Source organism: Micromonospora sp. NPDC049900 (genome assembly GCF_044461025.1).
Classification (GTDB): domain Bacteria; phylum Actinomycetota; class Actinomycetes; order Mycobacteriales; family Micromonosporaceae; genus Micromonospora.
Genome location: NZ_JBITKM010000004.1, coordinates 263620 through 289689, shown reverse-complemented (window position 1 = coordinate 289689; position 26070 = coordinate 263620). Strand labels below are relative to the sequence as shown.

Genomic DNA, 26070 nt, shown 5'->3' with positions numbered 1-26070 from the left:
CGGGCGTGCGTCAGGCGGGGGCGTGCGTCCGCAGGACCTCGGCCACCGTGGCGGCGGTGGTCACCGGGTCGAGCGGGTGGACCAGGGTGGCGTCGACCTCGGCGTACGCGGCCAGCCACCGGTCGGCGGCACGGGCGATCACCACGCAGGTCGGCGGGGAGTTCTCGTAGTCGTCCTTGATCTGCCGGGCGATGCCGAGACCGCCACCGGGGCTGGCCTCACCGTCGAGCAGCATCAGGTCGATCTCGTAGTCGTCGACCACCCGGACGCACTCGGCGTAGGTGGACGCCTCGACGAACTCGACGCGCAGGTCGGACGCGGGGCGGGTGCCCACGGCGAGCCGCATCCTGTCCCGCACCTGCGGGTCGTCGCTGTAGAGCAGGACGGTGCACAGACGCTCACTCATGCCGACACTCCGCTTCGCTCCGTGCCGTCGCCTGGCACCACCGCACCGAGTCCGATGACTCGCTCGCCGCGCTCGCTCATGGTCAGACTTGCTCCCACCTCGTAGCTGCGCCGCCGATCGTACCGGTCGTGCCGACGCGCGGGACACGCCGCCCCGCACGCCCCGCCGACCGGCTCAGGTGGCCGAGCCGGCGGCGGTCTCCGCCGCGCGTTGGCGGGCCTCCTGGCGGTCCAGTTCGCGGTCGACCCGGCGCGCCTCCCGTTCGGCCGAGCGCATCCACTGCACCACCAGCACGCCGAGCATCGTCACGCTGACGAACTCGCCGCCGGCCCACAGGATGCCGCCGGCCAGGACCTGGTCGTCCCACGGGTCGGCCCAGCTCAGCCCGAGCGAGGGGTACCAGTCGCCGCCGAACAGGGTGCTGCTCTGCATGACGGTCAGCCCCAGCACGGTGTGGAACGGCACCGACAGCAGCATCAGCAGGGCCCGGCCCGGGTACGGCCAGCGGCCGGGCAGCGGGTCCAGGCCGACCAGCGGCCAGAAGAACAGGCAGCCGGTCATGATGAAGTGGGCGTGCACCACCTCGTGCGCCCAGACGTTCTCCAACGTGAAGCGGTACAGGTCGGTGAAGTAGAGCGCGAACGGGTTCACCACGAAGATGGCGAACGCCACCAGGGGGAACGTCCAGATCCGCACGATCCTGCTGTGCAGCACCGCCAGCAGTCGCTTGCGGGGGCGGGTCGGCAGCGTACGCAGGGCCAGCGTCACCGGCGCGCCCAGCGCCAGGAAGATCGGCGCGATCATGGAGAGCACCATGTGCTGGACCATGTGCACCGAGAGCAGCGTGGTGTCGTACGCGTGCAGCCCGCTGACCGTGACCGAGGCGATGCCGCCCAGGCCGGGCCCGAGGAAGAAGACCGTCCGGGCGATCGGCCAGCGGTCCCCGCGCAGCCGCAGCCGGTGCACTCCGTAGAGGTAGAGAGCGGCGGCGACGACCAGGACCACGGCGAGCCAGTTGTCCAGCCTGGCCTCGGTGACCACGGCGGTGATCTGGAAGGGCGGCGGGCCGGCGTCGGCCGCGAGCCACCCGGCACCACCGGTCACCGGGGCCGTCGCCGGGCTGATCGCGCCCGCCGTCAGCGACGACGCGGCCGATGCGGCCAGCGTGATCGGGTCGGTTTCCAGCACGCCAATCAGCCTAGGTCAGGCGAACCGGACGGTACCGATCGGGCCACTCGGACCACGGGTTTCACCCCCCGCTGATCGCCGGCCGTGGTCAACGGCAATAATGACCGCGTGACTGCGGCCCCAGCCATTGACAAGAGCCGGATCCACTCTCTGACGCGGCCCAACATGGTCAGCGTCGGGACGATCGTCTGGCTCTCCAGCGAGCTCATGTTCTTCGCGGCGCTGTTCGCCATGTACTTCTCCATCCGCGCGGCGGCGCCGGAGCAGTGGGCGATGCACACCGAGGTCCTGAACATCCCGTACGCGACGACGTTCACGACGATCCTGGTGCTGTCCTCAGTGACCTGCCAGATCGGCGTGTTCGCCGCCGAGCGGGGTGACGTGCACGCGCTACGGCGCTGGTTCACGATCACCTTCGTGATGGGCCTGATCTTCCTGCTCGGCCAGCTCAACGAGTACCGCGAGCTGGTCCACCACGGCATCAAGATCAACGCGGACGGTTACGGGTCGATGTTCTACCTGACCACCGGCTTCCACGGCCTGCACGTGGCGGGCGGTCTGGTCGCCTTCGTGATCTTTATGATCCGCACCACCATGGGCCGGTTCACGCCGGCCCAGGCCACCTCGGCGATCGTCGTGTCGTACTACTGGCACTTCGTCGACGTGGTCTGGATCGGGCTCTACGCCATGATCTACTGGCTTCAGTGATCTTGGCGCGTCTCGCGCCGTGCCGCTGCTTCACCCCCGCAGACAAGGTCCAACCGGTTAAGGACACAGGTCATGACTTCTGACAACGACCGCCGACGCGGCCTGCTCGCGCGGCTGCGCGGGCGGCCCGCGGCGCCCAGCAGGGGCCGCCGCCGGCTGGGTGCCGCGGTCCGGCTGGTCGCCGCGCTGATGCTGGCCGGCGGCGCCTACACCGTCCTCGCCCCGAGCGTGTCGGCGCAGGAAAACCCGCCGCTCAGCAGTGCCGCCGCAGACGGCAAGGCGCTGTTCGACGTGAGCTGCGTGACCTGTCACGGTCGCAACGCGCAGGGGGTCGAGGGGCGCGGGCCGAGCCTCATCGGCGTCGGCGCGGCCTCGGTCGAGTTCCAGGTCAGCTCGGGCCGGATGCCGATGGCCCGGCAGGAGGCCCAGGCGGCGCGCAAGCCCGTCGTGTTCAGCCCGGACGAGATCGACCAGCTCGCCGCGTACGTCCAGGAGCTCGGCGGCGGACCGGTCGTGCCGGCCGGCGACAACCTGCACGAGGACGGCAACATCGCGGTCGGCGGCGAGCTGTACCGGATCAACTGCTCGCAGTGCCACGCCTTCAGCGGCGGTGGCGGTGCCCTCTCCTCCGGCAAGTACGCGCCGAGTCTCGCGCCGGCCACCGACCGGCAGATCTACGCCGCGATGCTGAGTGGCCCGCAGAACATGCCGGTCTTCGGTGACAACCAGATCACGCCGGAGCAGAAGGCCGACATCATCGCCTACATCCAGCAGACGCTGAAGTCCGACGGCGACCCGGGCGGGTTCAACCTGGGTCGGTACGGACCCTCCACCGAAGGTGTGGCGATCTTCCTGATCGGCATCGTCGCGCTCGTCTTCGCCAGCCTCTGGATTGCGGGCAAGTCGTGACCGACCGAACGAGCACCCACATGGAGCAGCCGGCCCACGCGGGCCGCGAGACGGTGGACGTGAACGACCCGGCGCTGAGCCGGTTCGACATCGTCCGCGAGGGCGCCCGTCGGGACGACATCGAGATCGTCCACTACGAGGAGCAGGTCGCCCCGGGCAGCAAGGCCGAGCGCCGACTGGTCCGTACGGTGGCGGCGATGTTCCTGGTCACCGGGCTGGCCGCGACGGCCTTCCTGGTGGTCTACATCTGGTGGCCCTGGGAGTACCAGCCGGGCCGTGGCGGGGACAAGTACTTCACGCCGCTGCTCGGCACGACCCTCGGCATCGCCCTGCTGGGCATCGGCTTCGGCATCCTGACCTGGGGCAAGAAGCTGCTGCCCAAGGAGGTGTCGATCCAGGACCGGCACGAGGGCGTGGTGGCCACCGAGGACCGGACGATCACCGGGCAGACCATGCTCTACATGGCCGACGAGCTCGGCGTGAAGCGTCGCCCGCTGCTCGGCATGTCGCTGCTGGCCGGTCTGGCGCCGGTCGGTGCGGTCGCCGCGGCGCCGCTGATCGGTGGCCTGATCTCCGACCCGCACGCGAACGACCAGATGATGACCACCGGCTTCGCCCCACAGGACGGCCAGAAGATCCGGCTGGTCCGCGAGGACGGTCGGCCGATCCGTCCCGCCGACATCAGCGCCGGTGGCCAGATCACCGTCTTCCCGGGCATCGAGCACGGGGTCAGCAACCGGTACGCCGACTCGCCGACCCTGCTGATCCACCTGCGGGACGCCGACGCCGAGACCTCGCGCCGCAACAACGAGCGTGAGGGCCACGGCGACTACATGTGGGGCAACTACGCCGCCTACTCGAAGATCTGCACGCACGCCGGCTGCCCGGCGAGCCTCTACGAGCAGCAGACCAACCGCCTGCTCTGCCCGTGTCACCAGTCGCAGTTCCTGATCACCGACAACGCCAAGCCCATCTTCGGTCCGGCCAGCCGGCGACTGCCGCAGCTACCGATCGAGGTGGACTCCGAGGGCTACTTCGTGGCGACGTCCGACTACACCGAACCCGTCGGGCCCGACTTCTGGGAGCGGCCGTGAAGCGGCGCAAGTTTGACGTAGCAGCGGTTCCGGGCAACACCGCCCGGGCGGTCGACGACCGCTTCCAGGTGGCGACCCCCCTGCGCAAGCTGCTCAACAAGGTCTTCCCCGACCACTGGTCGTTCCTGCTGGGCGAGATCGCGCTGTTCTCGTTCATCGTGCTGCTGCTGACCGGTGTCTTCCTGACCTTCTTCTTCGAGCCGACGATGACCGAGGTCATCTACAACGGCAGCTACGCCCCGCTGCGGGGTACGCCGATGTCGGCCGCGTACGCCTCGACGCTGGACATCTCGTTCGACGTCCGGGGCGGCCTGATCATGCGGCAGATGCACCACTGGGCCGCGCTGCTGTTCATGGCGGCGATCGTGGTGCACATGCTCCGGATCTTCTTCACCGGCGCGTTCCGCAAGCCGCGTGAGACCAACTGGATCATCGGTTCGCTGCTGTTCTGGGTGGGCTTCCTGGCCGGCTTCACCGGCTACTCGCTGCCGGACGACGGCCTCTCCGGTACCGGTCTGCGGATCGCCTCGGCGATCATGCTGTCCATCCCGGTGATCGGCACCTGGGTGACCGCCGCGGTCTTCGACGGCGAGTTCCCCGGCACGATCATCATCAGCCGGTTCTTCATCGCCCACGTGCTGCTCATCCCGGGTCTGCTGGTCGCGCTGATCAGCGTCCACCTGGGCCTGGTCTTCAAGCAGAAGCACACCCAGTGGCCGGGGCCGGGCCGGACGAACAACAACGTCGTGGGCGAGCGGATGTTCCCCCGGTACGCGATCAAGCAGGGCGGCTTCTTCATGGTCGTCTTCGGCGTGATCGCGCTGATGGGCGGCCTGATCCAGATCAACCCGCTGTGGCTGTTCGGCCCGTACGAGGCGTGGGTGGTCTCGGCGGCCAGCCAGCCCGACTGGTACGTGATGTTCCTGGACGGCTCGACCCGGTTGATGCCGGACTGGGAGATCACGATACCCATCGGCGACGGATACGTGATCCCGCCGCTGTTCTGGCCGACGGTGGTGCTACCGGGCATCCTGGTCGGGCTCTCCACGCTCTATCCGTTCATGGAGGCCCGCTACCTGAAGGACTACCGGAGCCACAACCTGCTCCAGCGTCCGCGCGACGTGCCGTTCCGCACCGGCCTGGGCGCCATGGCCATCACGTTCTACGTGCTCCTGACGCTCTCCGGCGCGAACGACGTCATCGCCGACAAGTTCCACATCAGCCTGAACGCGATGACCTGGGCGGGCCGGATCGGTCTGCTGCTCCTGCCGCCGCTGGCGTACTACGTGACCTACCGGATCTGCCTCGGTCTGCAACAGCACGACCGGGAGGTGCTGGCCCACGGTGTGGAGACCGGCATCATCCGGCGCCTGCCGGACGGTCGGTTCGTCGAGGTGCACCAGCCGCTGACCACGCCGGACGAGCACGGTCACACCGAGCTGGAGTACGCGGGCTGGGTGGTGCCGAAGAAGATGAACCGGCTCGGTGCCCTCGGCCCGGCGATCCGGGGCTTCTTCTACCCGATCGAGAAGCCGGCCGAGGCGCCGGTCTCGCCGGGTCACCCGCCCGTCGAGCCGCGCCCCGAGCGCGAGGAGATCGGCAGCGGGGAGCCCCGCCGCTGAGGTCCGTCACCGTGTGACGTGGCGCCCGCCGGAGTCCTCCGGCGGGCGCCACGCCCGTTGTGGGCCATCCACCCCGTCGTCGGCGGTTCCCGGCCCGTCGCGGGATCGCAGGAATAACCCCGGCCAGCCGGGTATCCGTGCGGTCCAACGTCTCAACGGGGAGGAAGCATGTTGGGTATCAAACGCCTCGGCCTGCTGGCCGCACTGGTGCTGGTGGGTGTCGCGCCCGCCGCGGCAGCGCAGGCGGCGGCGCAGCCTTCGGAACAGGACACCCAGTACCTGCAGGCGGTGCACCAGGTCAACCTGTACGAGATCGCCGCTGGTGAGCTGGCCCAGAAGAAGGCCGAGAACCAGCAGGTCAAGGACCTGGCGCAGCAGTTCGTCACGGACCACACCGAGCTGGACCAGTCGGTGCAGGACGTGGCCGGGCAGCTCAACGTCCAGTTGCCGAACGAGCCCACCCCTGATCAGCGGACGGCTCTCGACCAGCTGAACAACGCCAGTGGTGCGGAGTTCGACCGGCTCTGGGTGACCCAGGGTCTGGCCGGCCACCTGCAGGCCATCCAGGCGACCCAGACGGAGATCTCGCAGGGTACCGAGCCGCAGGTGGTGCAGCTCGCGCAGACCGCGCTGCCGGTGCTGCAGGCGCACTACGACGCCCTGGTGACGCTGGCCGAGGAACTGGGCATCCCGGTTCCGGAGACCAGCGCCAGCGGTACGCCGGGCCCGGGTGGCACGGTGCCGGCTCCGGGTGGCACCACCCCGGCTCCGGGCGTCACCGAGGAGACCCCGGGTGGCACCACCGAGTCTCCGGTGCCGGGTGGCACCGAGGTCCCGGTGCCGCAGGAGAGCTGATCCGGCGGTGACACGCGGCGAGTCGGTCCGTCCTACGGGATGGACCGACTCGTCCCGTCGTGGTGGAACGTGGGCCACGTCCTCGACACGCGTGCTGGTGCGGGAGGCGGGCCACGTCGTCGACCCGGCTCGTCCGGGCGGACCTTTCAGCGTCAGTGGTGCGCGAAGGATCCCGTACCGGGGCCGGGGTGGCGCGTCAGTCGGTGGCGCCCAGGCCGATCGCGAACGCCTCCTCCAGGTCGTGCCGGGAGTACGCGCGGAAGGCGATGTGCGACTCGGTGTTGAGCACCCCGGGCACCTTGGAGATGCTGCCGGCGATGATCTGCGCGATCTCCTCGAACTCGCGGACCCGGACCATGGCGATCAGGTCGACGTGTCCGGCCACCGAGTAGACCTCGCTGACCCCGGGCAGGTCGGCCAGCGCCTCGGCCACCTCGGGGATCGAGTCGGTGGCGCAGTCGATCAGGACGATCGCGGTGATCACGGCAGGTCTCTCCGTTCGTCGGCGTCGCTGCTCATGCTATGGCCTGCCGCCCGGACCCGCCGCGGAGTACCGGTGCCGCACCCGACCGGCCGGAAGCGGGGTCAGGTGGCCGGGACGGTGAGCCCGGTGGCGGCGCGGATCACCTCGTACAGGCGTTCGCCGGTGTCCACCGTGGCCCCGGGCCAGACCACGCTGCGGGTCACCTCGCCGGCCACGGTGGCACCCGCGCCGACCACGCTGCGGTGGCAGTCGCCGGTGACGGTGGCGCTCGGGTCGACCAGGCTGCCGTCGCCCGCCGCGTGCAGGTTGGCGGCGAGGTAGTCGGCCGGGGTGCCGGTGTCGACGAAGATCCCCGGGTAGGGGACGACGGTCAGCCGCCCGTCGGCCTCGGCCGGTCGCCAGACCGCCCGGACCAGGTCGCCGAAGACCGGCGGCAGGTCGCGGACCAGCCGCCAGGGGAGCAGGGAGAAACCGGTGAAGACGTGACCGTCGAAGGTGCCCGGTGCGGTCGGGTCCGGCGCGGGTCGGCCGAGCAGGCGTACGGAGTCGCCGTCCCAGTCCCGCAGCAGCGCGGCGATGTCCGGCCCGGGCGGTGCGGCCGGGTCGGCCAGGTACGCGTCGGCGTTGCCGACCAGCACGCCCCGTCCGCCGATCCAGTCCCGGAGCCGACCCAGCCCACCTGCGGTGCCGAGTGGACCGTCCGGTTCGACGGAGAGGTGGGCGCGCGTGCCGACCCGCTCGACGACCTGCTCGCCGAGGTAGCTGGCGTTGACGGCGACCGTCTCGGGCCCGGTCAGGCCGAGACCGCCCAGCCGGGCCAGGGCCCGGTCCAGCAGCGGCACGTTGCCGACCGGGCAGAGCGCCTTGGGCACCCGCTCGGTCAGCGGGCGCAGCCGGGTGCCCTCCCCGGCGGCGAGCACCACCGCGCAGATCCCGCCGGCCGGTGTGCCGGTGTGACCGGCGGCGCCGGTGTCCGGGCCAGCCTCTCGGCCGGTGTCCGGGCCGCTCATGGTGCCGTGTCGGGTAGCGGCGGCGGGAACCGGTCGGTCAGCGGGCCGATGCCGTAGTAGGCGAGCAGCCGGGCGGTGGGCCAGGTCAGCTTGGGCAGGTCGTCCAGCGGATGCCAGGCGGCCTCGAAGACCTCCGCCCCGTCCACCGTCAACTCGGTGGTCGACGCCGGCACCTCGGCGGTGAAGACCATGTCGACCCAGCCCTTGGCGTGCACGATCGCGTTCGGGGTGGCCGGTGTCAGCCGGGCCGGAGGGAGCCGGACACCGGTCTCCTCGTGCAGCTCACGGGCCGCGCCGACCGCCGGGTTCTCGCCGCGTTGCAGCAGCCCGGCGGGAAGTGTCCAGCCGCGACCCGGTGGCTGGCGCAGCAGCAACAGCCGGCCGGCGCCCTCGGTCTCGCTGTCACGCAGCAGCGTGACGGCGCCGACGATGTACTTGGGTACGGCCATCCGGACCAGTTGCCGACGTACCGGCAGGGGCAGCCGGTAGAAGACCTGGTACGCGACGGCACGTGCGGCGCGGCGCGAGCGGGGGATCATGGTTCCAGGCTAGTGGCCGTACGCCGGGTGCGCGCCGCGGGACGGCGGGACGGTCACTGCCGGTGGTCGACCAGGTCGATGAGCTGGCGTACCACGGTGTCCGGTTCGATCACCCGGTCGAAGACCGCGACCAGCAGGGTCTCCAGGTCCGGGTAGCCGAGTTCCTCGGAGAGCCGCAGCAGCGGCAGGTCGCTGGCCAGGCCCCGGTTGTGCTGGCGCAGGGCCAGCCCGATGGTGGCCCGGCCGAGACGGACCTTGTCGCTGATCGAGATGCCGGGTTCGCTGTGGTCGGCGAACCACCGGTTGATCTGCATCTGCGCGTGCGGCGACTTGACGAAGCCGAGCCACTCCCGACGTGGGCCGCGCGGGGCGACCTCGGCGTCCAGGCCGCACTCCGCGTCGGTCTCGGTGAAGATCTCGACCACGTCGCCCTCCTCCAGTTCGGAGGAGAGCGGCGCCAGCCGGCCGTTGATCCGGGCGGCCAGGCACCGGTCACCCCGGTCGTTACCCAGCTCGTACGCCAGGTCGACCGGGGTGGCCCCGGCGGGCAGCACGACCTGCCGACCGTCGGCGACCACCTGGATCTGCGCCTCGGACAGGTCGCAGCGCAGTGTGTGCAGGAACTGCGCCGGGTCGGCGGCGTCCTGCTCCCAGTCGAGCACCCGGCGCAGCCAGTCGAGCTGCTCGGCGCGCGCGGTGCCGGAGCGCGGGAAGCGGAAGTCGGCGACCACGCCGTACTCGGCGGAGCGGTGCATCTCCTCGGTGCGGATCAGCACCTCGACGGTGCGGTTCTTGGGGCCGCAGACGGTGGTGTGCAGCGAACGGTAGAGGTTGTTCTTCGGCGAGGCGATGAAGTCCTTGAACCGGCCCGGCACCGGCCGCCACAGCCCGTGGATCGCGCCGAGGGCGGCGTAACAGTCGGTGGACGGGCCGTCCACCACGACGGTGATCCGGGGCAGGTCGTACGGGACGGTGTGCCCGCCGGCGACGGTGTCCTTCCAGATCGAGTAGAGGTGTCGGGGGCGTGGGGCCACCGTGGCGTCCACCCGGTCCCGGCGCAACGCCACCCGGGCCTGGGTCACCACCTCGGCGAGGTAGCTGTCCCACCCGGGGCGGTCGTGCACGTGCCGGGCGATGCGGGAGTGCTCGTCCGGCTCCAGGTGCAGCAGCACCACGTCGTCCAGCTCCCGTTTCAGGGTCTGGATGCCGAGCCGGTCGCAGAGGGGCACCAGCACCTCCTGCGTCTTGCGGGCGATCCGCTCCCGCGAGGCCGCCGAGCGCACGCCCAGGGTGCGCATGTTGTGCAGACGGTCGGCGAGCTTGATGACCAGGACCCGGACGTCCTTGCCGGCCGCGATGATCATTTTGCGGATGGTCTCCGCCTCGGCGGCCTTGCCGTAGAACGCCTTGTCGAACTTGGTCACCCCGTCGACCAGGTGCGCCACCTCGTGGCCGAAGTCCTCGGCCAGCGCCTGCAACGTGTAACGGGTGTCCTCCACCGTGTCGTGCAGCAGCGCCGCGACCAGGGTGGTGGTGTCCATGCCCAGGTCGGCGCAGATCTCGGCGACCGCGAGCGGGTGCGTGATGAACGGCTCCCCGCTCTTGCGGAACTGCCCCCGGTGCATGTTCTCCGCGATGGTGTACGCCCGGCGCAGCACCGCCGGGTCGGTGCCGGTGTGGATGGCACGGTGGGTGCGGACCAGATGGCCGACCGGTTCGGCCTCGGCCGTGGGCCAGGTCAGCAGCGAACGGAGCCTGCGGGCCAGGGGCAGCTCGCCCGGCTGTGTCGGGAGCGCACCGCCCAGGGCGCCGCCGTGTCCGGCGTCGACGTCCACCTGGGACACCCCCTCACGCCCACCCCTCGGGCGCCGGGAGACCGGCAACCGGGAGCAGACCCTCGAAACGGGCAGGACTGCACTTCCTTAACAGAGTAAGTGAGCCGACGTAGTCCGATCGGACAGTTGCTCATGAGCGTTCGGACCAGAGTTGGTGAGATGCGCCGCTCTCGGCCTTCTCCAGCAGGTCGCGGAAGCGGCCTGCGCCGGCCACCGGGGAGGCCCATCCGTCCGACATCTCGACCAGCCGGGTCTCCGGTCGCTCCAACCAGGACAGGATCCGTTCCGACTCCTCCGGGGTGGCCGCCGGGACCGGACCGTGACCGGGCGACACCGTCTCGGCGGTGGCCCGGATCGCGGTCAGCGTCGGTCGGGGGTGGATCCCGGCGGGGGAGACCCCGGCACCGGCCAGTCGGCCGTGCCGCACCAGCGCCAGCTCCCAGCCACCTCCGGCGGCCGGGTGGGCGGCGGCCAACTCGGCGATCCCGCTCAGCGCGGCGAGCCGCTGCATGCGGACGGTGGCCCGCAGCACCGCGGCCAGCCGGGACCGCAGCGTGGCGGCCTCCTCGTAGCGCTGGGCGGCGGCGAGCGTCTCGATCCGGGCGAGCAGGGCGTCCACCACCGGCTGCGGGTCACCGGTGGTGGCGGTGGCGAACGGCCGCACCGCGCGGTCGTCGTACTCCTCGGGGGTGATCCGGTGCTCGCAGGGCGCCGGGCAGCGACCCAGCTCGGCCAGGGCGCAGGCCGGGGTGATCGTGCGCAGCGACAGTCGGTGGGTGCACTGGCGCAGCGGCACCGCGTCGTGGAAACCGGCGGCGGCCAGCTCCGCGGTGCGCCGCGAGGTGAACGGGCCGAGGTAGGCGCGGTCGTCGGGGGAGATCGCCCGGACCACCGACAACCGGGGATACGGCCCGTCGGTCAGCTTCAGCCAGACCATCCGCTCCGGGAACTTCGACCGCCGGTTGTACGGCGGCGCGTGCGCCCCGATCAGCCGCAGCTCGCGGACCTCGGCCTCCAGCGAGTGCGCGCACTCGACCGCCTCGACGCGCTCGGCGGCGGCCAGCATCTCCGACATCCGGGCGCGTTTCTCGGCGGCGGTGAAGTAGCTGCGGACCCGGGTGGCGATGTCCCGGGAGGTGCCCACGTAGAGGGGCCGGTCGTCGGCGGCCCGGAAGATGTAGACGCCGGGGGAACGGGGCAGGCCCTCGGCGAGGTGCCGCTTGCGGCGTTGGGTCGGGGTGACCGCGCGGGAGAACTCGATGGCGTCGCCGACGGTGTCCACCCGGTGACCGCCGAGCCGGCCGATGAGCCCGTGCAGGACGTCCACGGTGGCCCGGGCGTCGTCCAGTGCGCGGTGGGTCGGCTGGGTGCCGGCCCGGAAGTACGCGGCCAGCGTGGCGAGCTTGCGGTTGGGCACCTCGTCACGCAGCAGCACCCGGCGGGCCAGCGCGGCGGTGTCCAGCACCCGGGGATTGGGCCAGCGGTAGCCGTGCCGGGCACAGGCGGCCTTGAGGAACCCGACGTCGTACGGCGCGTTGTGCGCCACCAGCACGGCGTCCGCGACGAACTCCAGGAAGCTCGGCAGCACCTGCTCGATCGGTGGCGCCGGCAGCAGCATCGCCTGGGTGATGCCGGTCAGCACGGTGATGAACGGCGGGATCGGCACCCCGGGATTGACCAGGGTGCCCAGCACCCCCAGCTCCTCGCCGCCGCGCACCTTCACCGCGCCGATCTCGGTGATCCCGCCGCCGTCCGGGGCACCACCGGTGGTCTCCAGGTCGACCACCACGAACGTCGTCGCGTACAGGGGCAGCGCCGGGTCGACACCGTCGACGGTCGGGTCGAGCCCGGCCAGCGCCGGCTGGAGATACTCCTGTTGTGCCATCGCGGGCACGCTAACCGGCCGGTGCGACACTCCGGTCCCAGGCGTCCCACCGGCCCCGCGCGTCGGCCCCGGTCTAGGATGAGAGATCGGCTCACTCACCAGGCGGTGGGCCCGGTCGCGGTGGGAGACTTGCCACATGCCCCTCACCGAGCCGTCCGACGACAACCTCCCAGCGGAGGAGCAGGTCGTCGCGGTGCCGGCTGCCGGTGAGGCGGGTTCTGCCGACGGGGCGGCGACCGCTGGAGAGCCGGCGGAGCCGGAGCCGAGCCTGCCCGAGCCGGTCCGCCAGCGGATCGTCTCGCTCACCGCCGCCGTGCTCCCCAGCCTGCCCTCCGACGAGGTGCCCGTGCCGCTGCGCCGGGTCGCCAAGTTCGCCCCCAACCGCCGGGCCCGCCTCGGCGCGCCCGTGATCGCCGCCCAACTCACCGCCGATCCGCTGTTCCGGCAGCGGGTCACCGCCCGGGTCCTGGCCGACGCCGGTGACCTCGGTACCGCCGTGGTGGAGGGGACCGCGCCCGCCGCCGCCGACCCGGTCGAGGTGGCGGCCCTGGCCTACCTGGCCCGACCCCGGGGCTGGCGCGAGTTGATCGACGCCAGCGGCGCGGCGGTCCGGGCCGAGGCGGACAGCGCGGTGGTCGCCGAGCTGGTCCGCCTGGCCGAGCAACGGGCCACCCGCGCCGAGCACGACCGGGCGGTGGCCCGGGTCGAGGCCGACAAGCTGCGCGACGAACTCGCCCGGGTCCGCGAGGAACTGGGTCAGCTCCGGGAGGAGGCCCGCCAACTGGCCCGTACGCTCCGGGAGACCCAGGTCCGCGAGCGCCGGGCCGCCGAACTGCTCGCCACCGAGCGGGGCCGGGCCGCCCGCGCGGCGGCCGACGCCGACGCCGAGCTGCGTCGGGCCCGGGCCCGGCTGGCCGAGGCCGAGTCGGCGGCCGGGGTGGCCCGGGCCAGCGCCAAGGAGGCCCGCTCGGTCGACGACGCACGGCTGTGGCTGCTGCTGGAGACCATCGGCCAGGCCGCCCTCGGGCTGCGTCGCGAGCTGGCCCTGGACCCGGTCGACAAACTGCCCGCCGACTTCGTCGCGGACAGCTACGCCGACTCGTCGGCGGGCGCCCCGGCCGGGGCCGCCGCCCGCGCCCAGGACACCGACGACCCGGGCCGGTTGGACCAACTGCTCGCGCTGCCCCGAGCCCACCTGGTGGTCGACGGCTACAACGTGACCAAGCGCGGCTTCGGCGAGATGTCCCTGGAACAGCAGCGCAAACGCCTGATCACCGGCCTCGGCGGCATCGCGGCGCAGACCGGCGACGAGGTCACCGTCGTCTTCGACGGGGCCGAACGCATGCACGGCCTGCCGCCCACCCCGCGCGGGGTGCGGGTGCTGTTCTCCCGCAAGGGGGAGACCGCCGACGAACTGATCCGTCGGCTGGTCCGCGCCGAGCCGCCGGGACGCGCGGTGGTGGTGGTCTCCTCGGACCGGGAGGTCGCCGACGGCGTACGCCGCCACGGCGCGTACCCGCTGGGGGCCGACTCGCTGCTGCGGCGGCTGTCCCGCTCCTGACCGGGCCGGGTGTGACCGCCCGGCGCGGAGGTCGGGTCGACGGCGTGCTCGGTGTGATCGACGGGGCGTGGCCCCGGTCGCGGCGGGCAATAGGATGAGCGCCCATGGCGAGGAGGAACGGCGAGATGAGGCGCACCGCGGGCGTCGGGCCCGGTGCCGTCCGTGGCGACGGCGGGGTGCCGCGGTGAGCCCGCGCGGCTGGGCGGTGCTCACCCTGGCCCTCCTCGGCCTCGCCGTGGTGCTGGCCGCGTTGGTGCTGGTCCCGTGGCAGCGCCCGCCGGCACCCCGCGCCGACCAGCTCGCGGCGTTGCGTGACCTGCCCACCGAGCAGGTCGAGCGGGCCCGGGAGTTCCGGGCGGCGCTGCGCCCCGGCGGCTGGGCCGCGTTGGGCATCGGCCTGCTGGTGGCGCTGGCGCTCGGGCTGACCCCGCTGGGCAGCCGCCTGGTCGAGCTGGCCGGGCGCCCGTTCGGCGGGCACTGGATCGCCCAGGCGATCCTCGGCGGGCTGGCCGTGGTGCTCGTCGCCGACCTGCTGACGCTGCCCTTCTCCGCCTGGCGGCACAGCGTGCTCACCCGCTACGGGCTGGCCACCAACGGGTGGGGCGGCTGGACGGTGGACCTGCTCAAGTCGTACGCGGTCAGCGCGGTGATCGGCGCGGTGGCCCTGCTCGGCTTCTACACCGTGATCCGGCTGGCGCCCCGCTGGTGGTGGGCGTTCGGCGCGGCCGGCGCGGCGACCCTGGTGGTGCTGCTCTCCTTCGTGCTGCCGGTGCTCGTCGAGCCGGTGTTCAACCGGTTCAGCCCGATGGAACCGGGCCCGTTGCGGACCGAGCTGATGGACATGGCCGCCCGCGACGGCGTACCGGTGCGCGACGTGCTGGTGGCCGACGCGTCCCGGCGCACCCGCGCGGTCAACGCGTACGTCTCCGGGCTCGGCCCGACCCGGCGGGTGGTGGTCTACGACACCCTGCTGCGGGAGGCGACCCCGACCGAGGTGAAGGCCGTCGTGGCGCACGAGCTGGGCCACGCGCGCGACCGGGACGTACCGATCTTCACCCTCACCGGCGCGCTGGGCGCGGCGGCGGCCGTGGTGGCGCTCTACCTGATCGGTTCCTGGCCGCCGCTGCTACGCATGGCCGGGGTCGACTCGATCGCCCAGCCCCGCGCGTTCCCGCTGCTGCTGGCTCTGGTCACGGTGGCCGGGCTGGTGTCCACGCCGGTGCAGGCGCTGATGTCACGGCGGCTGGAGGCGCGTGCCGACGCGCACGCGCTGGCGCTGACCGGCGACCCGGCCGCCTTCGAGGCGATGCAGCGCCGGATCTCCTCGGTCAACCTCGGCGACCCGGACCCGCCCCGCGGGGAGTACCTCTACTCCGCCACGCACCCGTCCACCGTGGAGCGGATCGCCGCCGCCCGCGCCTACGCCCGAGAGGCCGGCCGATGAGCCGCACGTTGTTGATCACGAACGACTTTCCGCCCCGACCGGGTGGGATCCAGTCCTTCGTGCACAACCTCGCGGTGCACCAGCCCGCCGGCTCGGTGGTGGTCTACGCGTCCAGTTGGCACGACGCCGACAAGTTCGACGCCGACCAGCCGTACGAGGTGGTGCGCGAACGCACCCGGGTGCTGCTGCCCACCCCGCTGATCGCCCGACGGGCGGCCCGGCTCGCCCGCACGTACGACTGCGACACGATCTGGTTCGGCGCGGCTGCCCCGCTCGGTCTGCTCGCGGACGGGCTGCGGCGGCGGGCCGGCGTACGGCGGGTGGTCGCCCTCACCCACGGGCACGAGGTGGGCTGGGCGGCGCTGCCGATCGCCCGGACGGCGCTGCGGCGCATCGGCCGTGGGGCCGACGTGGTGACGTACCTGGGCGAGTACACCCGCACCCGGTTGGCGCGGGCGTTGGACGGGCTGACCGACCTGCGGCGGCTCGCGCCCGGGGTGGACGTGGACTTCTACCACCCGTCGGTGGACGGCAGCGGGGTACGGCACCGGTTGGGGCTGTCCGACCGGCCGGTGGTGGTCTGCGTGTCCCGGCTGGTGCCGCGCAAGGGGCAGGACATGCTGATCCGGGCACTGCCGCTGGTCCGCCGCCGGGTGCCCGACGCCGCGCTGCTGGTGGTCGGCGGCGGCCCGTACCGGGCGACGCTGGCCCGGCTGGCCCGCCAGGCCGGGGTGGAGCGGGACGTGGTGTTCACCGGTTCGATCCCGGCGGCCGAGCTGCCGGCGCACTACGCGGCCGGTGACGTCTACGCGATGCCCTGCCGCACCCGCAACCGGGGACTGGACGTCGAGGGCCTCGGCATCGTCTACCTGGAGGCGTCGGCGGCCGGACTGCCGGTGGTGGCCGGCGACTCCGGCGGCGCGCCCGACGCGGTCCGTGAGGGGGAGACCGGCTACGTGGTCGACGGGCGCGACGTCGCCGCGCTGACCGACCGGCTGGTCACCCTGCTCACCGACCGGGACCTGGCCCGCCAGTTCGGGGCGGCCGGTCGTGCCTGGGTGGAGCAGGAGTGGCGCTGGCAGACCCAGGCCCGACGGCTGTCCGACCTGCTCACCGGCTGACCGCAGGGGCAGAGGTAAGGAAGGGTCCCCTGCTAACGCCTGGTGTATAGCAGGGGACCCTTCCTTACCTCTCGACGTCAGCGGATGAGGGCGTGGATGTCCTCGGCGGGGGCCGGACGGCCGAAGTGCCAGCCCTGGCCGGCGTCGCAACCGATCGCGCGCAGCCGCTCGGCCTGCCCGACGGTCTCCACTCCCTCGGCGGTCACCGTCAGGTCCAGCGCGTGCGCCAACGAGACCAGCGAGGCGAGGATGCGCTCGTTGGCCCGGTCGCCCGGGGAGCGCAGCCCACGGACGAACTCACCGGCCACCTTCAACTCCGTCACCGGCAGGTCACGCAGGTACGCCAGGTTGCTGTAGCCGGTCCCGAAGTCGTCGATGGCGATGCGGACGCCCAGGTCGGCCAGGGTACGCAGGGCGCGCACCGGCTCCTCGGCGCTGCTCATCATGGTGCTCTCGGTGATCTCCAGTTGCAGCCGCTGCGGCGGTAGGCCGGTCCGCCGCAGCAGGGCGCGTACCTCCTCCACCAGGCCGGGCCGGCGGACCTGGCGTACCGCGAGGTTCACGCTGACGTACGGCGGTTCGCCGGTGGCGGCGGTCCAGCCGACCGCCTCCCGGCACGCCTCGGCGAGGACCCAGGCACCCAACGGCACGATCAGCCCGGTCTCCTCGGCCAGCCCGATGAAGCTGTTCGGCCGCAGCACTCCCAGGTCCGGGTGACGCCAGCGCACCAGCGCCTCCACACCGAGCACCGAGCCGTCGTGCAGCGACGTCAACGGCTGGTAGTCGAGGTAGAACTCGCCGCGTTCCAGGCCGGCGGGGATCGCCGCGCTCAACGCCTGGCGGGCCTGCTCGCGGCTGTCGCGTTCGACGTCGTACAGCGCCCAACCACCGCCACCGGCGGTCTTGGCCCAGTGCAGCGTGCTGCCGGCGGCGCGCAGCAGATCGTCGGGGGAGGTGTCGGCGGCCCGCCGTTCCACGATCCCGACGCTGGCGGTGACCGTCACGTCGTGCCCGCCGACCACCACCGGCTCGGAGAGCGCGGAGAGCGCCGCCTCGGCGACCGCGACCACGTCACCGGTGCCGGTGGACCGCTCCACCAGGACCACGAACGCGTCGCCGCCGAGTCGGGCCACCAGGTGCGGCTCCACCGCCCGGGACAGCCGCCGGGCCGCCGCCACCAGGGCCCGGTCGCCGACCGAGTGGCCGTACGAGTCGTTGACCCGCTTGAAGCGGTCCAGGTCGAGGAAGCACAGCCCGACCCGCCGCCCGGCACCGATCGTGCCGTCGAGCGCGGCGACGAGCCGCTCGGCGAACAGCGTGCGGTTCGGCAGACCGGTCAGCGGGTCGTGGGTGGCCTGGTGACGGAACCGGGCCTCGCTGGCCCGCAACGCCCGCTCCGCGTCGACTCGGGCGGTCAGCGCGGCCCGGCGGATCGACTCCTGCTCGTCGAGCGTCCGGTCGTGCAGGGCCCGGGCGTAGCCGGTGGCGATCGCGGCCAGCAGCCGGGCCATCCGGTCCTCGATGTCGTCGGCGACCAGGTCGAGGTCGCGGACCAGCCGGAGTTGGATCACCTCGACGGTCCGGCCGAGCGCCTCGGCGGAGGCGATGTGCGCGGCGACCAACTCGTTGGCGACCCGGTGGCCCACCCGCAGATCGAGCGGCTCCGCCCGGAGCGCCTCCGCGAGCTGGTCGGTGAGCCGCTGCAACAGCAGCTCCAACTGCGCGTGCGGCATCGGCAGGTAGCTGGTCCCGGAGACCGCCTTGGCCCAGGCGCGGGCGAACGTGCCGGCGCAGGACCGGCCGTCCGGGGGCTCAACCACCGAGCCGCCCGACCCCGCCCAGGAATACCGCCTGCTCGGCGTTCTCGGCGCTCTCCGGAGTCTCCGGACGCCACTGCGGCACCCACACCACCCCGGGCTCGACCAGCTCGAAGCCGTCGAAGAACGCGGTCAGCTCGGCCCTGCTGCGCACCCACAGCGGGCTGTCGGTGCGCTGGTAGACCTCCTCGGCCTCGGCCCGCTGGGCCTCGTCGCGACCGTCGTCACTGGCCTGCGAGAGCACCAGGTGGCTGCCGGGCGCCAGCGCATCGCGCAGCGTCCGCAGCACGTCGGCCGGGCGGTCGTCGTCCGGCACGAAGTGCAGCACCGCGACGACCAGCACGGCGACCGGCTGGGAGAGGTCGAGCAGGGCGTTGACGTCGGGATGGGCGAGGATCCGCTCGGGATGGCGGAAGTCCTCCTGGACCACGGTGGCCCGTTCGGCGTCGGCCAGGATCTCCCGGCTGTGCGCCACCGCCACCGGGTCGACGTCGACGTAGACCACCCGGGAGTCGGGGGCGTGCCGCTGGGCGATCTCGTGCACGTTGCCGACGGTCGGGATGCCCGACCCGATGTCCAGGAACTGCCGCACTCCGGCGGCGGTGAGGTACTGCACGGCGCGGCGCAGGAACGCGCGGTTGGCCTGGGCCATCAGCGGTGCCTCCGGCACCAGCGCCATCATCGACCGGGCCGCCGCCCGGTCGGCGGCGAAGTTGTGCGAGCCGCCGAGATAGTAGTCGTACATGCGGGCGACGCTGGGTCGTTCGACGTCGATCGTCTCGGGTGACCAGTCCGGCCGCTGCATGCCACACCCCTTCGCGCCAGCCGGGGCGAACCCGCCCCGGCCGGTATTCTGCCCCGCCTGGGCGCAGGAGGCCATAGCGCGATCACGGAGAAGGTCATTGACGTGCGGAGATGCGTTTTCCCGCCGGTGCGGAGACCCACCGCCCCGGCGGCGAGGACGTGCCTCGACGCCGGGTGTCGCGACGGGTGGGTCAGAACTTCGGCGCGTCCGGCGCTTCGAGCAGGCCGAGCCGCAGCGCGGTCATCAGCGCCTGGGCCCGGTTGGCCGCACCCAGCTTCTCGTACAGCTTGGAGATGTGGGTCTTGGCGGTGGACTCGCTGACGAAGAGCTGCTTGGCGATGCCGGCGACGCTCATCCCGTCGGCGAGCAGGCGCAGCACCTGACCCTCGCGGGGGGAGAGCTGCGGACCGGACGGGGCGAGCCGCCGCTTCATCGCCTCGGCCAGGTCGGCGGCGGTGAAGGCGCTGGGCGAGGAGGCGGCGTGCCGGGCGGCGGCCACCACCTCGTCGGCGGGCGCGGTCTTCGGCACGAACGCGCTGGCCCCGGCCTCCAGGGCACCGAAGAGCTGGTCGTCGCCCGCGTACATGGTGAGCACCACGATGCCCATGGTGGCGCTGGACTTGCGCAGCGCGCGGGTGGCCTCCAGGCCGCTGCCGTCGGGTAGCCGCAGATCCATGATCACCACGTCCGGCTGCAACGCACCGGCCTGCCGCACGCCCTCGGCCGCCGTCGCCGCCTCGCCGACGACCTCGAACTGCCGGTCACGCTCGAAGGCGTGGCGCAGGCCCTTGCGGATCAAGTCGTGATCGTCGACAAGGAGGACCTTGGTACGAGTGGCCGGTGTCGGGCTTGTGGTCATCCTCGGGTTACTCCCCTTCTGCTGCTGCGGCGCTACCGCGAACGTTATCGCGCCGGGGCGACGAACCGACCACCACCGCTACGGTCGTCCCGCTCGGCTGTCGCGGCCTGATCTCCAACCGGCCTCGGATACGTTCCGCTCTCTCGGCCATGATCGCAAGACCATAGTGCCCGTCCGAGCGCTGGTCACCTATGCCGTGACCGTCATCCGACACTTCGATCTGCGCGTACGGCGGATCCACCTCGCAGGTGACCCAGAGATTGGACGCTCCGGCGTGCTTGCGCGCGTTGGTGACCGCCTCCTGGGCGATGCGCAACAGCTCCGCCTCGGTGGCGGCGGGCAGCCGCGCGGTGGACTCGTCCAGCGACAGGTGCACCCGCAGCCCGCCGGAGGCGCCGACGGTCCGGGCGTACTCGGCGATGGCGGCGGCCAGGCCACCGTGCCGGTCCACCTCGCTGCGCAGCTCGAACAGGCTCAGCCGCAGCTCGGTGATCACCCGGGTGACCTCCTGGCGCAGCGTCCGCAGCGAGTCGGCGGTCTCCTCGGCGTCGTCGTGCACGGTGGCCAGGGCGTTGTCGATGCCGTAGCCGACCATCACGAGTTCCTGCGCCACCCCGTCGTGGATCTCCCGGGCCAGTCGCTGCCGTTCCTCGTTGGTGGCCAGCGAGCGGACCTCGTCGAAGAGCAGCGCCGCCTCCAGGCGCAGCGCCGCCGGTCCGGTCAGCGCGGTCACCTGGGACACCACCGTCGGCGGGTACGCCTGCCCGGCATCGGCCTCCAACACCACCAGCCCGACCGTACGCAGCCCGGCGACCAGCGGCACGATCAGCGCGGAGACGTCGTTGCCCCGGTGCGTGCGGGACTGCGAACGGGCCGCGGTCTGCGGCTGCTGGCTGGCCCAGGCGTCGGCGATGGCCGAGTCGGCGTCGAGCGTCGTCTCCCAGTCGACCCGGTCGGCGCCGATCTGGGCGAGCACCACCAGCCGCCCGCCGCCGCTGGCGGAGAGCACCGCACCCCGGTCGGTGCGGGCCACCGTGCGCAACTCCTCCAGCAGGTGCTCGGAGATGCCGCCCGGATCGAGGGTCGCCCCGGGCAACTGCCGGGCCACCGTACGGAGCTGGGTGAGCAGGCGGGTCGCCTCAGCGTACGGCTGCGGTTTGCCCTCCTGCCGGACCTGCATCACCCGGTGCAGGGTGCTGGCCGCGTACAGGCCGAGCGCGGCCAGGATCAGCCACTGGGCGCAGACCGCCAGGTAACCGGGCTGGCTGAGTTGGCGTACCCCGCCGACCTCGGTCAGTGCCCCGGCGACCAGCAGGGTCCCGGCGACGACGGCGATCAGCGTGGCGCCCTCGCGGAAGCGTCGGCGCAGCGCGGTCACGGTGACCGGTACGGCCAGGTAGGGCAGTACCGCCGAGGCACCCAGCCCGCCGACGTGACCGCCGACGGTGGCGACCGCGGCGACCTGGCTCGCGGCCAGACCGAGCACCATCACCTCGGCCACCCGGCTCAGCGGCCCGACCAGGCGGTGCTGGGGCGCCAGCAGTGCGGGCACCCCGGCGACCGCCAGCAGGGCGATCCACCACAGTTGTGCCACGTCGCGGGTGGCGAGCAGGGTGAGGACGGCGACCAGCGCGAGTACGACCACCCGCGCCGCCGCGGCGAGCGGGTGGGAGCGGGCCAGGGCCGATGTCGAGGCGGGCACGTGACGGATCGTAGTCAGGCGCCGTAGATGTCGGCGATCTCCGCCGCGTACGTCTTGTGGACGACCTGACGCTTGACCTTCATCGACGGGGTCAACTCGCCGGTGGCCTCGGTGAAGTCGCGGGGCAGGATCCGGAACACCTTGATCGCCTCGGCCTTGGAGACCGACTGGTTGGCCTTGTCCACCGCGGCCTGGATCTCCGCCCGCAACGCCTCGTTCTCGCGCAGCGACTCGACGTCGGTCCCGGCCGGCAGCCCGGTCGACTCCAGCCAGGCCGGCAGGGCCTCCTCGTCGAGGGTGACCAGCGCGGCGATGAACGGCTGTCGGTCGCCCACCACCAGGCACTGGCTGACCAGGCGGTGCGCCCGGACCTGGTCCTCCAGCACGGCCGGGGCGACGTTCTTGCCGCCGGCCGTCACGATGATCTCCTTCTTCCGGCCGGTGATGGTCAGGTAGCCGTCGCCGTCGAGCGAGCCGAGGTCACCGGTGTGGAACCAGCCGTCGGCACTGATCGCCTCGGCGGTGGCCGCGTCGTTGTGCCAGTACCCCTGGAACACCAGGTCGCCGGCGATGAGGACCTCGCCGTCGTCGGCGATCCGGATGGTCACGCCGGGCAGCGGGCGTCCGACGGTGCCGATGCGGGTGAAGTCCGGCAGGTTCGCCGAGGCGGCGGGGGAGGTCTCGGTCAGGCCGTACCCCTCGCAGACGGTGACCCCGACGCCCCGGAAGAAGTGCCCCAGGCGTGCGCCGAGCGGCGCGCCGCCGGAGATCGCGTCCCGGCACCGGCCGCCCAGCGCGGCCCGCAGCTTGGCGTAGACCAGCCGGTCGAAGAGCGCGTGCTGCACGCGCAGGCCCAGGCCCGGTCCGGACGAGGTCTCCAGCGCCTCGCTGTACGCGATGGCGACCGCCTCGGCCCGCGCGAAGATCTTGCCCTTGCCGGCGGCCTCGGCCTTCTGCTTCGCGCCGTTGTAGACCTTCTCGAAGACCCGGGGCACGGAGAGCACGAAGGTCGGCTTGACCTCCTGCAACTCGGCGACCAGGTGCTTGGGGTCGGCGCAGTGCGCCATGGTCACCCGGGCGTGCACCACGCCGATCTGGATGAGCCGGGCGAAGGAGTGCGCCAGCGGCAGGAACAGCAGGGTCGACGCGTTCGGGCGGAACAGGTTCGGCAGCACCGGGACGGCGTTGGCGATGTCGGCGTACATGTTGCGGTGGGTCAGCACGCAGCCCTTGGGCCGTCCGGTGGTGCCGCTGGTGTAGATGATGGTGGCGACGTCCGAGGAGCGCAGGGCGGCGCGTCGCTGGTCGATCTCGGTCGGTTCCACCGCCGCGCCCGCGGCGACGAGGTCGTCCACGCCGCCGAGGTCGATCTGCCAGAGGTGGGCCAGGTCGGGCAGGTCGTCGCGGACCCCGGCCACCAGGGTGGCGTGCGCGGTCGTCTCCACCACGACGCCGACCGCACCGGAGTCGGCCAGGATCCAGGCGGCCTGCTCGGCGCTGGAGGTCTCGTAGATCGGCACGGTGACCGCGCCGGCCGCCCAGATCGCGTAGTCGACCAGGGTCCACTCGTACCGCGTCCGGCTCATCAGCGCGACCCGGTCACCGGGCTGGACCCCGGCCGCGACCAGGCCCCGGGCCACCGCCACCACCTCGTCGCGGAACTGCCGGCAGGTCACGTCGACCCACCCGCCGGAGGCGTCGCGCCGGACGAACTGGACCGAGTCGGGTGCGGCTTGGGCGTTGTCCCAGACCGGGTCGGTGAGGTTGGCGGAATCGCCGACCGTGACGATCGGCGGGACGGAGAACTCGCGCACCTGCACTCCCTCGTGCTCGCTGGCCGGATCTGCCGCCCGAGCGGCTGGAGTGAAACCTACCGTCTGGCCGGCGTACGAGCACATCGCAGGTGGGGCGGCGCGGCGCGGGGCCCAGCACGGACGGGTAGCCTCCCCCCATGGCGGACTCCTCCACCCAGTCGATCACCATCGGCGCGCCACCGGACCGGGTGGTGGCGGTGATCTGTGACTTTCCGAGCTATCCCGAGTGGGCCGAGGCGGTGCGGCAGGCCGAGGTCGTCGAGGAGTACGAGGACGGCTATGCCAGCCAGGTCCGGTTCGTCCTCGACGCCGGGGTGATGGCCGACGAGTACGTGCTCGAGTACGGCTACTCCGAGGACCTGTCGCACATCGAGTGGCACCTGGTGGCCCCCTCGAAGATGCAGAAGTCCCAGCGCGGTTCGTACGACCTGGTCGCCGCCGCCGACGGGGGCACCACCGTGACGTACACGCTGGAGGTGGAACTCGCGGTCGGGATGCTCGGGATGTTCCGCCGCAAGGCCGAGAAGATGATCATGGACGCCGCGTTGAAGCAGCTCAAGCGCCGGGTAGAAACACTCGGTGCGGCGCAGTGACGCGTCCGGCGACCCGGTCGCCACGGTAGAGGAGCCCAGCATGGGTGCGACAGATCCGGGTACGGCCCGGGAAGAGGCGGAGCGGCTGGTCGCCACTCTGCTGGCCGGCGTACGGCTGGCCGCCGCCGATCCCGGCGCCGGGCCCCTCGGCCCGCTCGGTGGGATGGTGACAGGTGTCCTCGGTCACAAGGGCGCCCCCGGCGGCCGGGGCGGCCACCCCGAATCCACCGGCGCCGGTTTCGCCACCGGTGCCGCAGAATGCTGTGTCTGTCCGGTCTGTCGAGGTATCGCCGCGTTGCGCGACCCGAGTCCGGAGTTCGCCGAACGACTCGCCACCGGTGCCGGCGACCTCGCCGCCGGTCTGGCCAGCTTCCTGCGGGCCTTCACCCCGGCCGAACCGCACGCCGACCCCACCGCCCCGCCCCGGTCCGATCCCGGCCACGCCGGGGCCCCGTCCGCCTCCTCGGCACCCACCGCCGGCCCGTCCACGCCCAGCGGGCGCAGCCCGGACAGCGACCACGTGTGGCGCGAGGCCACCCGTACCGGGCATGATTCTCAGCCGGCACCGGAGCGGGACGTCTGGTCCGCCGCCACCCGGGCGGAGGACGACGCCGCACCGGTCGCCACGCCCGTCGACGCCGCCGGGCCGGTCGGGCCGACCGCACGCCGCACGCCGGGCGACCGCCCGGTGGTGCCCGCCTCGCGGGTGCCCGACGGCGCGCCCGCGCCGGCTGACGAGCCCGCAGCGGAGGCGGAGGCCGTGCCCGGCGGACCGCAGGGCGAGCCAGGCGACGGGGCCTGACCAGGGAGGACCCGTACCACCGGCGAGGGCAGGTGCGCGGGGCGGCACAGCAGAGGGGAGTGGCGGCGGTGACGCTGACCATCGGAGTCGACGTCGGTGGCACGAAGGTGGCCGGCGGTGTCGTCGACGACACCGGCAGGGTTCTCGTGCAGACCCGACGGGACACCCCCGCCGACGACGTCGGCAAGACGCGGGACGTCATCATCGAACTGGTCACCGAGCTCGCCTCCGGACACGAGATCCAGGCGGTCGGCATCGGCGCGGCGGGCTGGATCGACGCCGGCCGTTCGACCGTCCTGTTCGCCCCCAACCTGGCCTGGCGCGACGAGCCGCTGCGCGCGTACGTCAGCGCCGCCGTCGGGCTGCCGGTGATCGTCGAGAACGACGGGAACGTGGCCGCCTGGGCCGAGTTCCGCTACGGCGCCGCCCGACAGGCCGACGACTCGATGGTCATGTTCACCATCGGCACCGGGGTCGGCGGCGGCATCGTGCTCGGTGGTGAGCTGGTCCGGGGCGCCAACGGCATCGCCGCCGAACTCGGGCACATGCTCACCGTGCCGGACGGCCACCAGTGCGGCTGCGGGCGGCTGGGCTGCATCGAGCAGTACGCCAGCGGCAGCGCCCTGGTCCGCTTCGCCCGTGCCGCCGCCCGGCAGGAGCCGCACCGCGCCACCGCGTTGCTGGAACTCGCCGACGGCGAGGCCGAGGCGATCACCGGCCCGATGGTGACCGCCGCGGCCAAGGGCGGTGACCCGGTGTCCGCCGAGGCGTTCGCCCAGGTCGGGCGCTGGCTCGGCACCAGCCTGGCGGACATGGCGCAGATCCTCGACCCGCAGGTCTTGGTCGTCGGCGGTGGCGTCATCGACGCCGGTGACCTGCTGATGGGCCCGACCCGGCGCTCGTTCACCGATGCGCTGGCGCAGCGCAGCCGGTTGCCGGTGGCCGACATCCGCCCCGCCGAACTGGGCAACTCCGCCGGCGTCATCGGCGCGGCCGACCTCGCCCGACGGATCTGAG

General features: G+C 72.6%; 23 protein-coding genes. 11 read left to right on the top strand and 12 right to left on the bottom strand.

The features are described from left to right. Positions 1–10: 10 nt before the first annotated feature. Complete coding sequence (locus ACIBMZ_RS12960) at positions 11–406, bottom strand: hypothetical protein (protein WP_396693169.1); 396 nt, start codon at positions 404–406, stop codon at positions 11–13. Positions 407–580: 174 nt separating this feature from the next. After that, the gene (locus ACIBMZ_RS12955) at positions 581–1531 is read right to left on the bottom strand and encodes a cytochrome c oxidase assembly protein (protein ID WP_396693526.1); all 951 of its coding nucleotides are present in this window, start codon (positions 1529–1531) and stop codon (positions 581–583) included. A gap of 171 nt (positions 1532–1702) precedes the next feature. Here ACIBMZ_RS12955 and ACIBMZ_RS12950 point away from each other — a divergent pair, with 171 nt between their 5' ends. The 5 genes from ACIBMZ_RS12950 to ACIBMZ_RS12930 all read left to right on the top strand — a co-directional run bounded on the left by ACIBMZ_RS12950 (position 1703) and on the right by ACIBMZ_RS12930 (position 6782). Further along, the gene (locus ACIBMZ_RS12950) at positions 1703–2302 is read left to right on the top strand and encodes a heme-copper oxidase subunit III (RefSeq protein ID WP_162854382.1); all 600 of its coding nucleotides are present in this window, start codon (positions 1703–1705) and stop codon (positions 2300–2302) included. 72 nt (positions 2303–2374) lie between these two features. Next, positions 2375–3211 carry a cytochrome c gene (locus ACIBMZ_RS12945; RefSeq protein ID WP_396693167.1) on the top strand — a complete coding sequence of 279 codons (837 nt, stop codon included), beginning with the start codon at positions 2375–2377 and terminating at the stop codon, positions 3209–3211. Positions 3212–3231: 20 nt separating this feature from the next. Beyond that, a complete protein-coding gene (locus tag ACIBMZ_RS12940) occupies positions 3232–4305 on the top strand; it encodes a ubiquinol-cytochrome c reductase iron-sulfur subunit (RefSeq protein WP_396693165.1) in 1074 nt (357 codons plus the stop codon). Further along, positions 4302–5927 carry a cytochrome b N-terminal domain-containing protein gene (locus ACIBMZ_RS12935; protein ID WP_396693163.1) on the top strand — a complete coding sequence of 542 codons (1626 nt, stop codon included), beginning with the start codon at positions 4302–4304 and terminating at the stop codon, positions 5925–5927. Before ACIBMZ_RS12940 ends, ACIBMZ_RS12935 begins: the two co-directional genes overlap by 4 nt. A 168-nt stretch (positions 5928–6095) precedes the next feature. Next, positions 6096–6782, top strand: coding sequence for a DUF4142 domain-containing protein (locus ACIBMZ_RS12930; protein WP_396693161.1), 687 nt, complete (start codon positions 6096–6098; stop codon positions 6780–6782). 196 nt (positions 6783–6978) lie between these two features. Here the strand turns inward: ACIBMZ_RS12930 and ACIBMZ_RS12925 are convergent, their stop codons facing one another. The 5 genes from ACIBMZ_RS12925 to ACIBMZ_RS12905 all read right to left on the bottom strand — a co-directional run bounded on the left by ACIBMZ_RS12925 (position 6979) and on the right by ACIBMZ_RS12905 (position 12535). Continuing rightward, the gene (locus ACIBMZ_RS12925) at positions 6979–7266 is read right to left on the bottom strand and encodes an Lrp/AsnC family transcriptional regulator (RefSeq protein WP_117228404.1); all 288 of its coding nucleotides are present in this window, start codon (positions 7264–7266) and stop codon (positions 6979–6981) included. Positions 7267–7367: 101 nt separating this feature from the next. After that, complete coding sequence (locus ACIBMZ_RS12920) at positions 7368–8276, bottom strand: NDP-sugar synthase (RefSeq protein ID WP_396693159.1); 909 nt, start codon at positions 8274–8276, stop codon at positions 7368–7370. Then, positions 8273–8815, bottom strand: a complete 543-nt coding sequence (locus tag ACIBMZ_RS12915) for an NUDIX hydrolase (RefSeq protein ID WP_396693157.1) — start codon at positions 8813–8815, stop codon at positions 8273–8275. The genes ACIBMZ_RS12920 and ACIBMZ_RS12915 overlap by 4 nt, the downstream gene beginning before the upstream one ends. Before the next feature lie 53 nt (positions 8816–8868). Next, positions 8869–10650, bottom strand: coding sequence for a RelA/SpoT family protein (locus tag ACIBMZ_RS12910; RefSeq protein ID WP_396693524.1), 1782 nt, complete (start codon positions 10648–10650; stop codon positions 8869–8871). Positions 10651–10780: 130 nt separating this feature from the next. Further along, positions 10781–12535, bottom strand: a complete 1755-nt coding sequence (locus tag ACIBMZ_RS12905; protein ID WP_396693155.1) for a DEDD exonuclease domain-containing protein — start codon at positions 12533–12535, stop codon at positions 10781–10783. 136 nt (positions 12536–12671) lie between these two features. Between ACIBMZ_RS12905 and ACIBMZ_RS12900 the strand changes: the two genes are divergently transcribed. The 3 genes from ACIBMZ_RS12900 to ACIBMZ_RS12890 all read left to right on the top strand — a co-directional run bounded on the left by ACIBMZ_RS12900 (position 12672) and on the right by ACIBMZ_RS12890 (position 16661). Beyond that, entirely contained in the window at positions 12672–14096 is a 1425-nt protein-coding gene (locus tag ACIBMZ_RS12900; protein WP_396693153.1) for an NYN domain-containing protein, read from the top strand. A 184-nt stretch (positions 14097–14280) separates the two neighbouring features. Continuing rightward, entirely contained in the window at positions 14281–15540 is a 1260-nt protein-coding gene (locus tag ACIBMZ_RS12895; protein ID WP_396693151.1) for a M48 family metallopeptidase, read from the top strand. After that, positions 15537–16661 (top strand): glycosyltransferase family 4 protein, encoded by a 1125-nt coding sequence (locus tag ACIBMZ_RS12890; RefSeq protein WP_396693149.1) that lies wholly within the window; start codon positions 15537–15539, stop codon positions 16659–16661. Before ACIBMZ_RS12895 ends, ACIBMZ_RS12890 begins: the two co-directional genes overlap by 4 nt. Positions 16662–16738: 77 nt before the next feature. Here ACIBMZ_RS12890 and ACIBMZ_RS12885 read toward each other — a convergent pair whose 3' ends face one another. From ACIBMZ_RS12885 to ACIBMZ_RS12865, 5 genes are all read right to left on the bottom strand, one after another. Then, a complete protein-coding gene (locus ACIBMZ_RS12885; RefSeq protein ID WP_396693522.1) occupies positions 16739–18394 on the bottom strand; it encodes a putative bifunctional diguanylate cyclase/phosphodiesterase in 1656 nt (551 codons plus the stop codon). 79 nt (positions 18395–18473) lie between these two features. Further along, positions 18474–19283, bottom strand: coding sequence for an SAM-dependent methyltransferase (locus tag ACIBMZ_RS12880; RefSeq protein ID WP_396693147.1), 810 nt, complete (start codon positions 19281–19283; stop codon positions 18474–18476). A 190-nt stretch (positions 19284–19473) separates the two neighbouring features. Then, entirely contained in the window at positions 19474–20142 is a 669-nt protein-coding gene (locus ACIBMZ_RS12875; RefSeq protein WP_088972416.1) for a response regulator transcription factor, read from the bottom strand. A gap of 7 nt (positions 20143–20149) precedes the next feature. Beyond that, on the bottom strand, positions 20150–21844 hold the full coding sequence (locus ACIBMZ_RS12870) for a histidine kinase (RefSeq protein WP_396693145.1): 1695 nt from the start codon (positions 21842–21844) through the stop codon (positions 20150–20152). A gap of 14 nt (positions 21845–21858) precedes the next feature. Continuing rightward, positions 21859–23658, bottom strand: coding sequence for an AMP-dependent synthetase/ligase (locus ACIBMZ_RS12865; RefSeq protein ID WP_396693143.1), 1800 nt, complete (start codon positions 23656–23658; stop codon positions 21859–21861). A gap of 137 nt (positions 23659–23795) precedes the next feature. On the opposite strand from ACIBMZ_RS12865, the gene ACIBMZ_RS12860 reads away from it, so the two are divergent. The 3 genes from ACIBMZ_RS12860 (at position 23796) to ACIBMZ_RS12850 (ending at position 26069) form a co-directional block, all read left to right on the top strand. Then, complete coding sequence (locus ACIBMZ_RS12860) at positions 23796–24251, top strand: SRPBCC family protein (protein WP_396693141.1); 456 nt, start codon at positions 23796–23798, stop codon at positions 24249–24251. Positions 24252–24291: 40 nt separating this feature from the next. After that, entirely contained in the window at positions 24292–25053 is a 762-nt protein-coding gene (locus tag ACIBMZ_RS12855; protein ID WP_396693139.1) for a hypothetical protein, read from the top strand. 68 nt (positions 25054–25121) lie between these two features. Next, complete coding sequence (locus tag ACIBMZ_RS12850; RefSeq protein ID WP_396693137.1) at positions 25122–26069, top strand: ROK family glucokinase; 948 nt, start codon at positions 25122–25124, stop codon at positions 26067–26069. The last annotated feature ends 1 nt before the right edge of the window (position 26070 follow it).

Bases quoted from the DNA above. Each gene is read 5' to 3' on its own strand.
- ACIBMZ_RS12960 (WP_396693169.1), bottom strand. From the start codon at position 406: ATGAGTGAGCGTCTGTGCACCGTCCTGCTCTACAGCGACGACCCGCAG.
- ACIBMZ_RS12945 (WP_396693167.1), top strand. From the start codon at position 2,375: ATGACTTCTGACAACGACCGCCGACGCGGCCTGCTCGCGCGGCTGCGC.
- ACIBMZ_RS12940 (WP_396693165.1), top strand. From the start codon at position 3,232: ATGGAGCAGCCGGCCCACGCGGGCCGCGAGACGGTGGACGTGAACGAC.
- ACIBMZ_RS12930 (WP_396693161.1), top strand. From the start codon at position 6,096: ATGTTGGGTATCAAACGCCTCGGCCTGCTGGCCGCACTGGTGCTGGTG.
- ACIBMZ_RS12920 (WP_396693159.1), bottom strand. From the start codon at position 8,276: ATGAGCGGCCCGGACACCGGCCGAGAGGCTGGCCCGGACACCGGCGCC.
- ACIBMZ_RS12915 (WP_396693157.1), bottom strand. From the start codon at position 8,815: ATGATCCCCCGCTCGCGCCGCGCCGCACGTGCCGTCGCGTACCAGGTC.
- ACIBMZ_RS12905 (WP_396693155.1), bottom strand. From the start codon at position 12,535: ATGGCACAACAGGAGTATCTCCAGCCGGCGCTGGCCGGGCTCGACCCG.
- ACIBMZ_RS12900 (WP_396693153.1), top strand. From the start codon at position 12,672: ATGCCCCTCACCGAGCCGTCCGACGACAACCTCCCAGCGGAGGAGCAG.
- ACIBMZ_RS12890 (WP_396693149.1), top strand. From the start codon at position 15,537: ATGAGCCGCACGTTGTTGATCACGAACGACTTTCCGCCCCGACCGGGT.
- ACIBMZ_RS12885 (WP_396693522.1), bottom strand. From the start codon at position 18,394: ATGCCGCACGCGCAGTTGGAGCTGCTGTTGCAGCGGCTCACCGACCAG.
- ACIBMZ_RS12880 (WP_396693147.1), bottom strand. From the start codon at position 19,283: ATGCAGCGGCCGGACTGGTCACCCGAGACGATCGACGTCGAACGACCC.
- ACIBMZ_RS12875 (WP_088972416.1), bottom strand. From the start codon at position 20,142: ATGACCACAAGCCCGACACCGGCCACTCGTACCAAGGTCCTCCTTGTC.
- ACIBMZ_RS12860 (WP_396693141.1), top strand. From the start codon at position 23,796: ATGGCGGACTCCTCCACCCAGTCGATCACCATCGGCGCGCCACCGGAC.
- ACIBMZ_RS12855 (WP_396693139.1), top strand. From the start codon at position 24,292: ATGGGTGCGACAGATCCGGGTACGGCCCGGGAAGAGGCGGAGCGGCTG.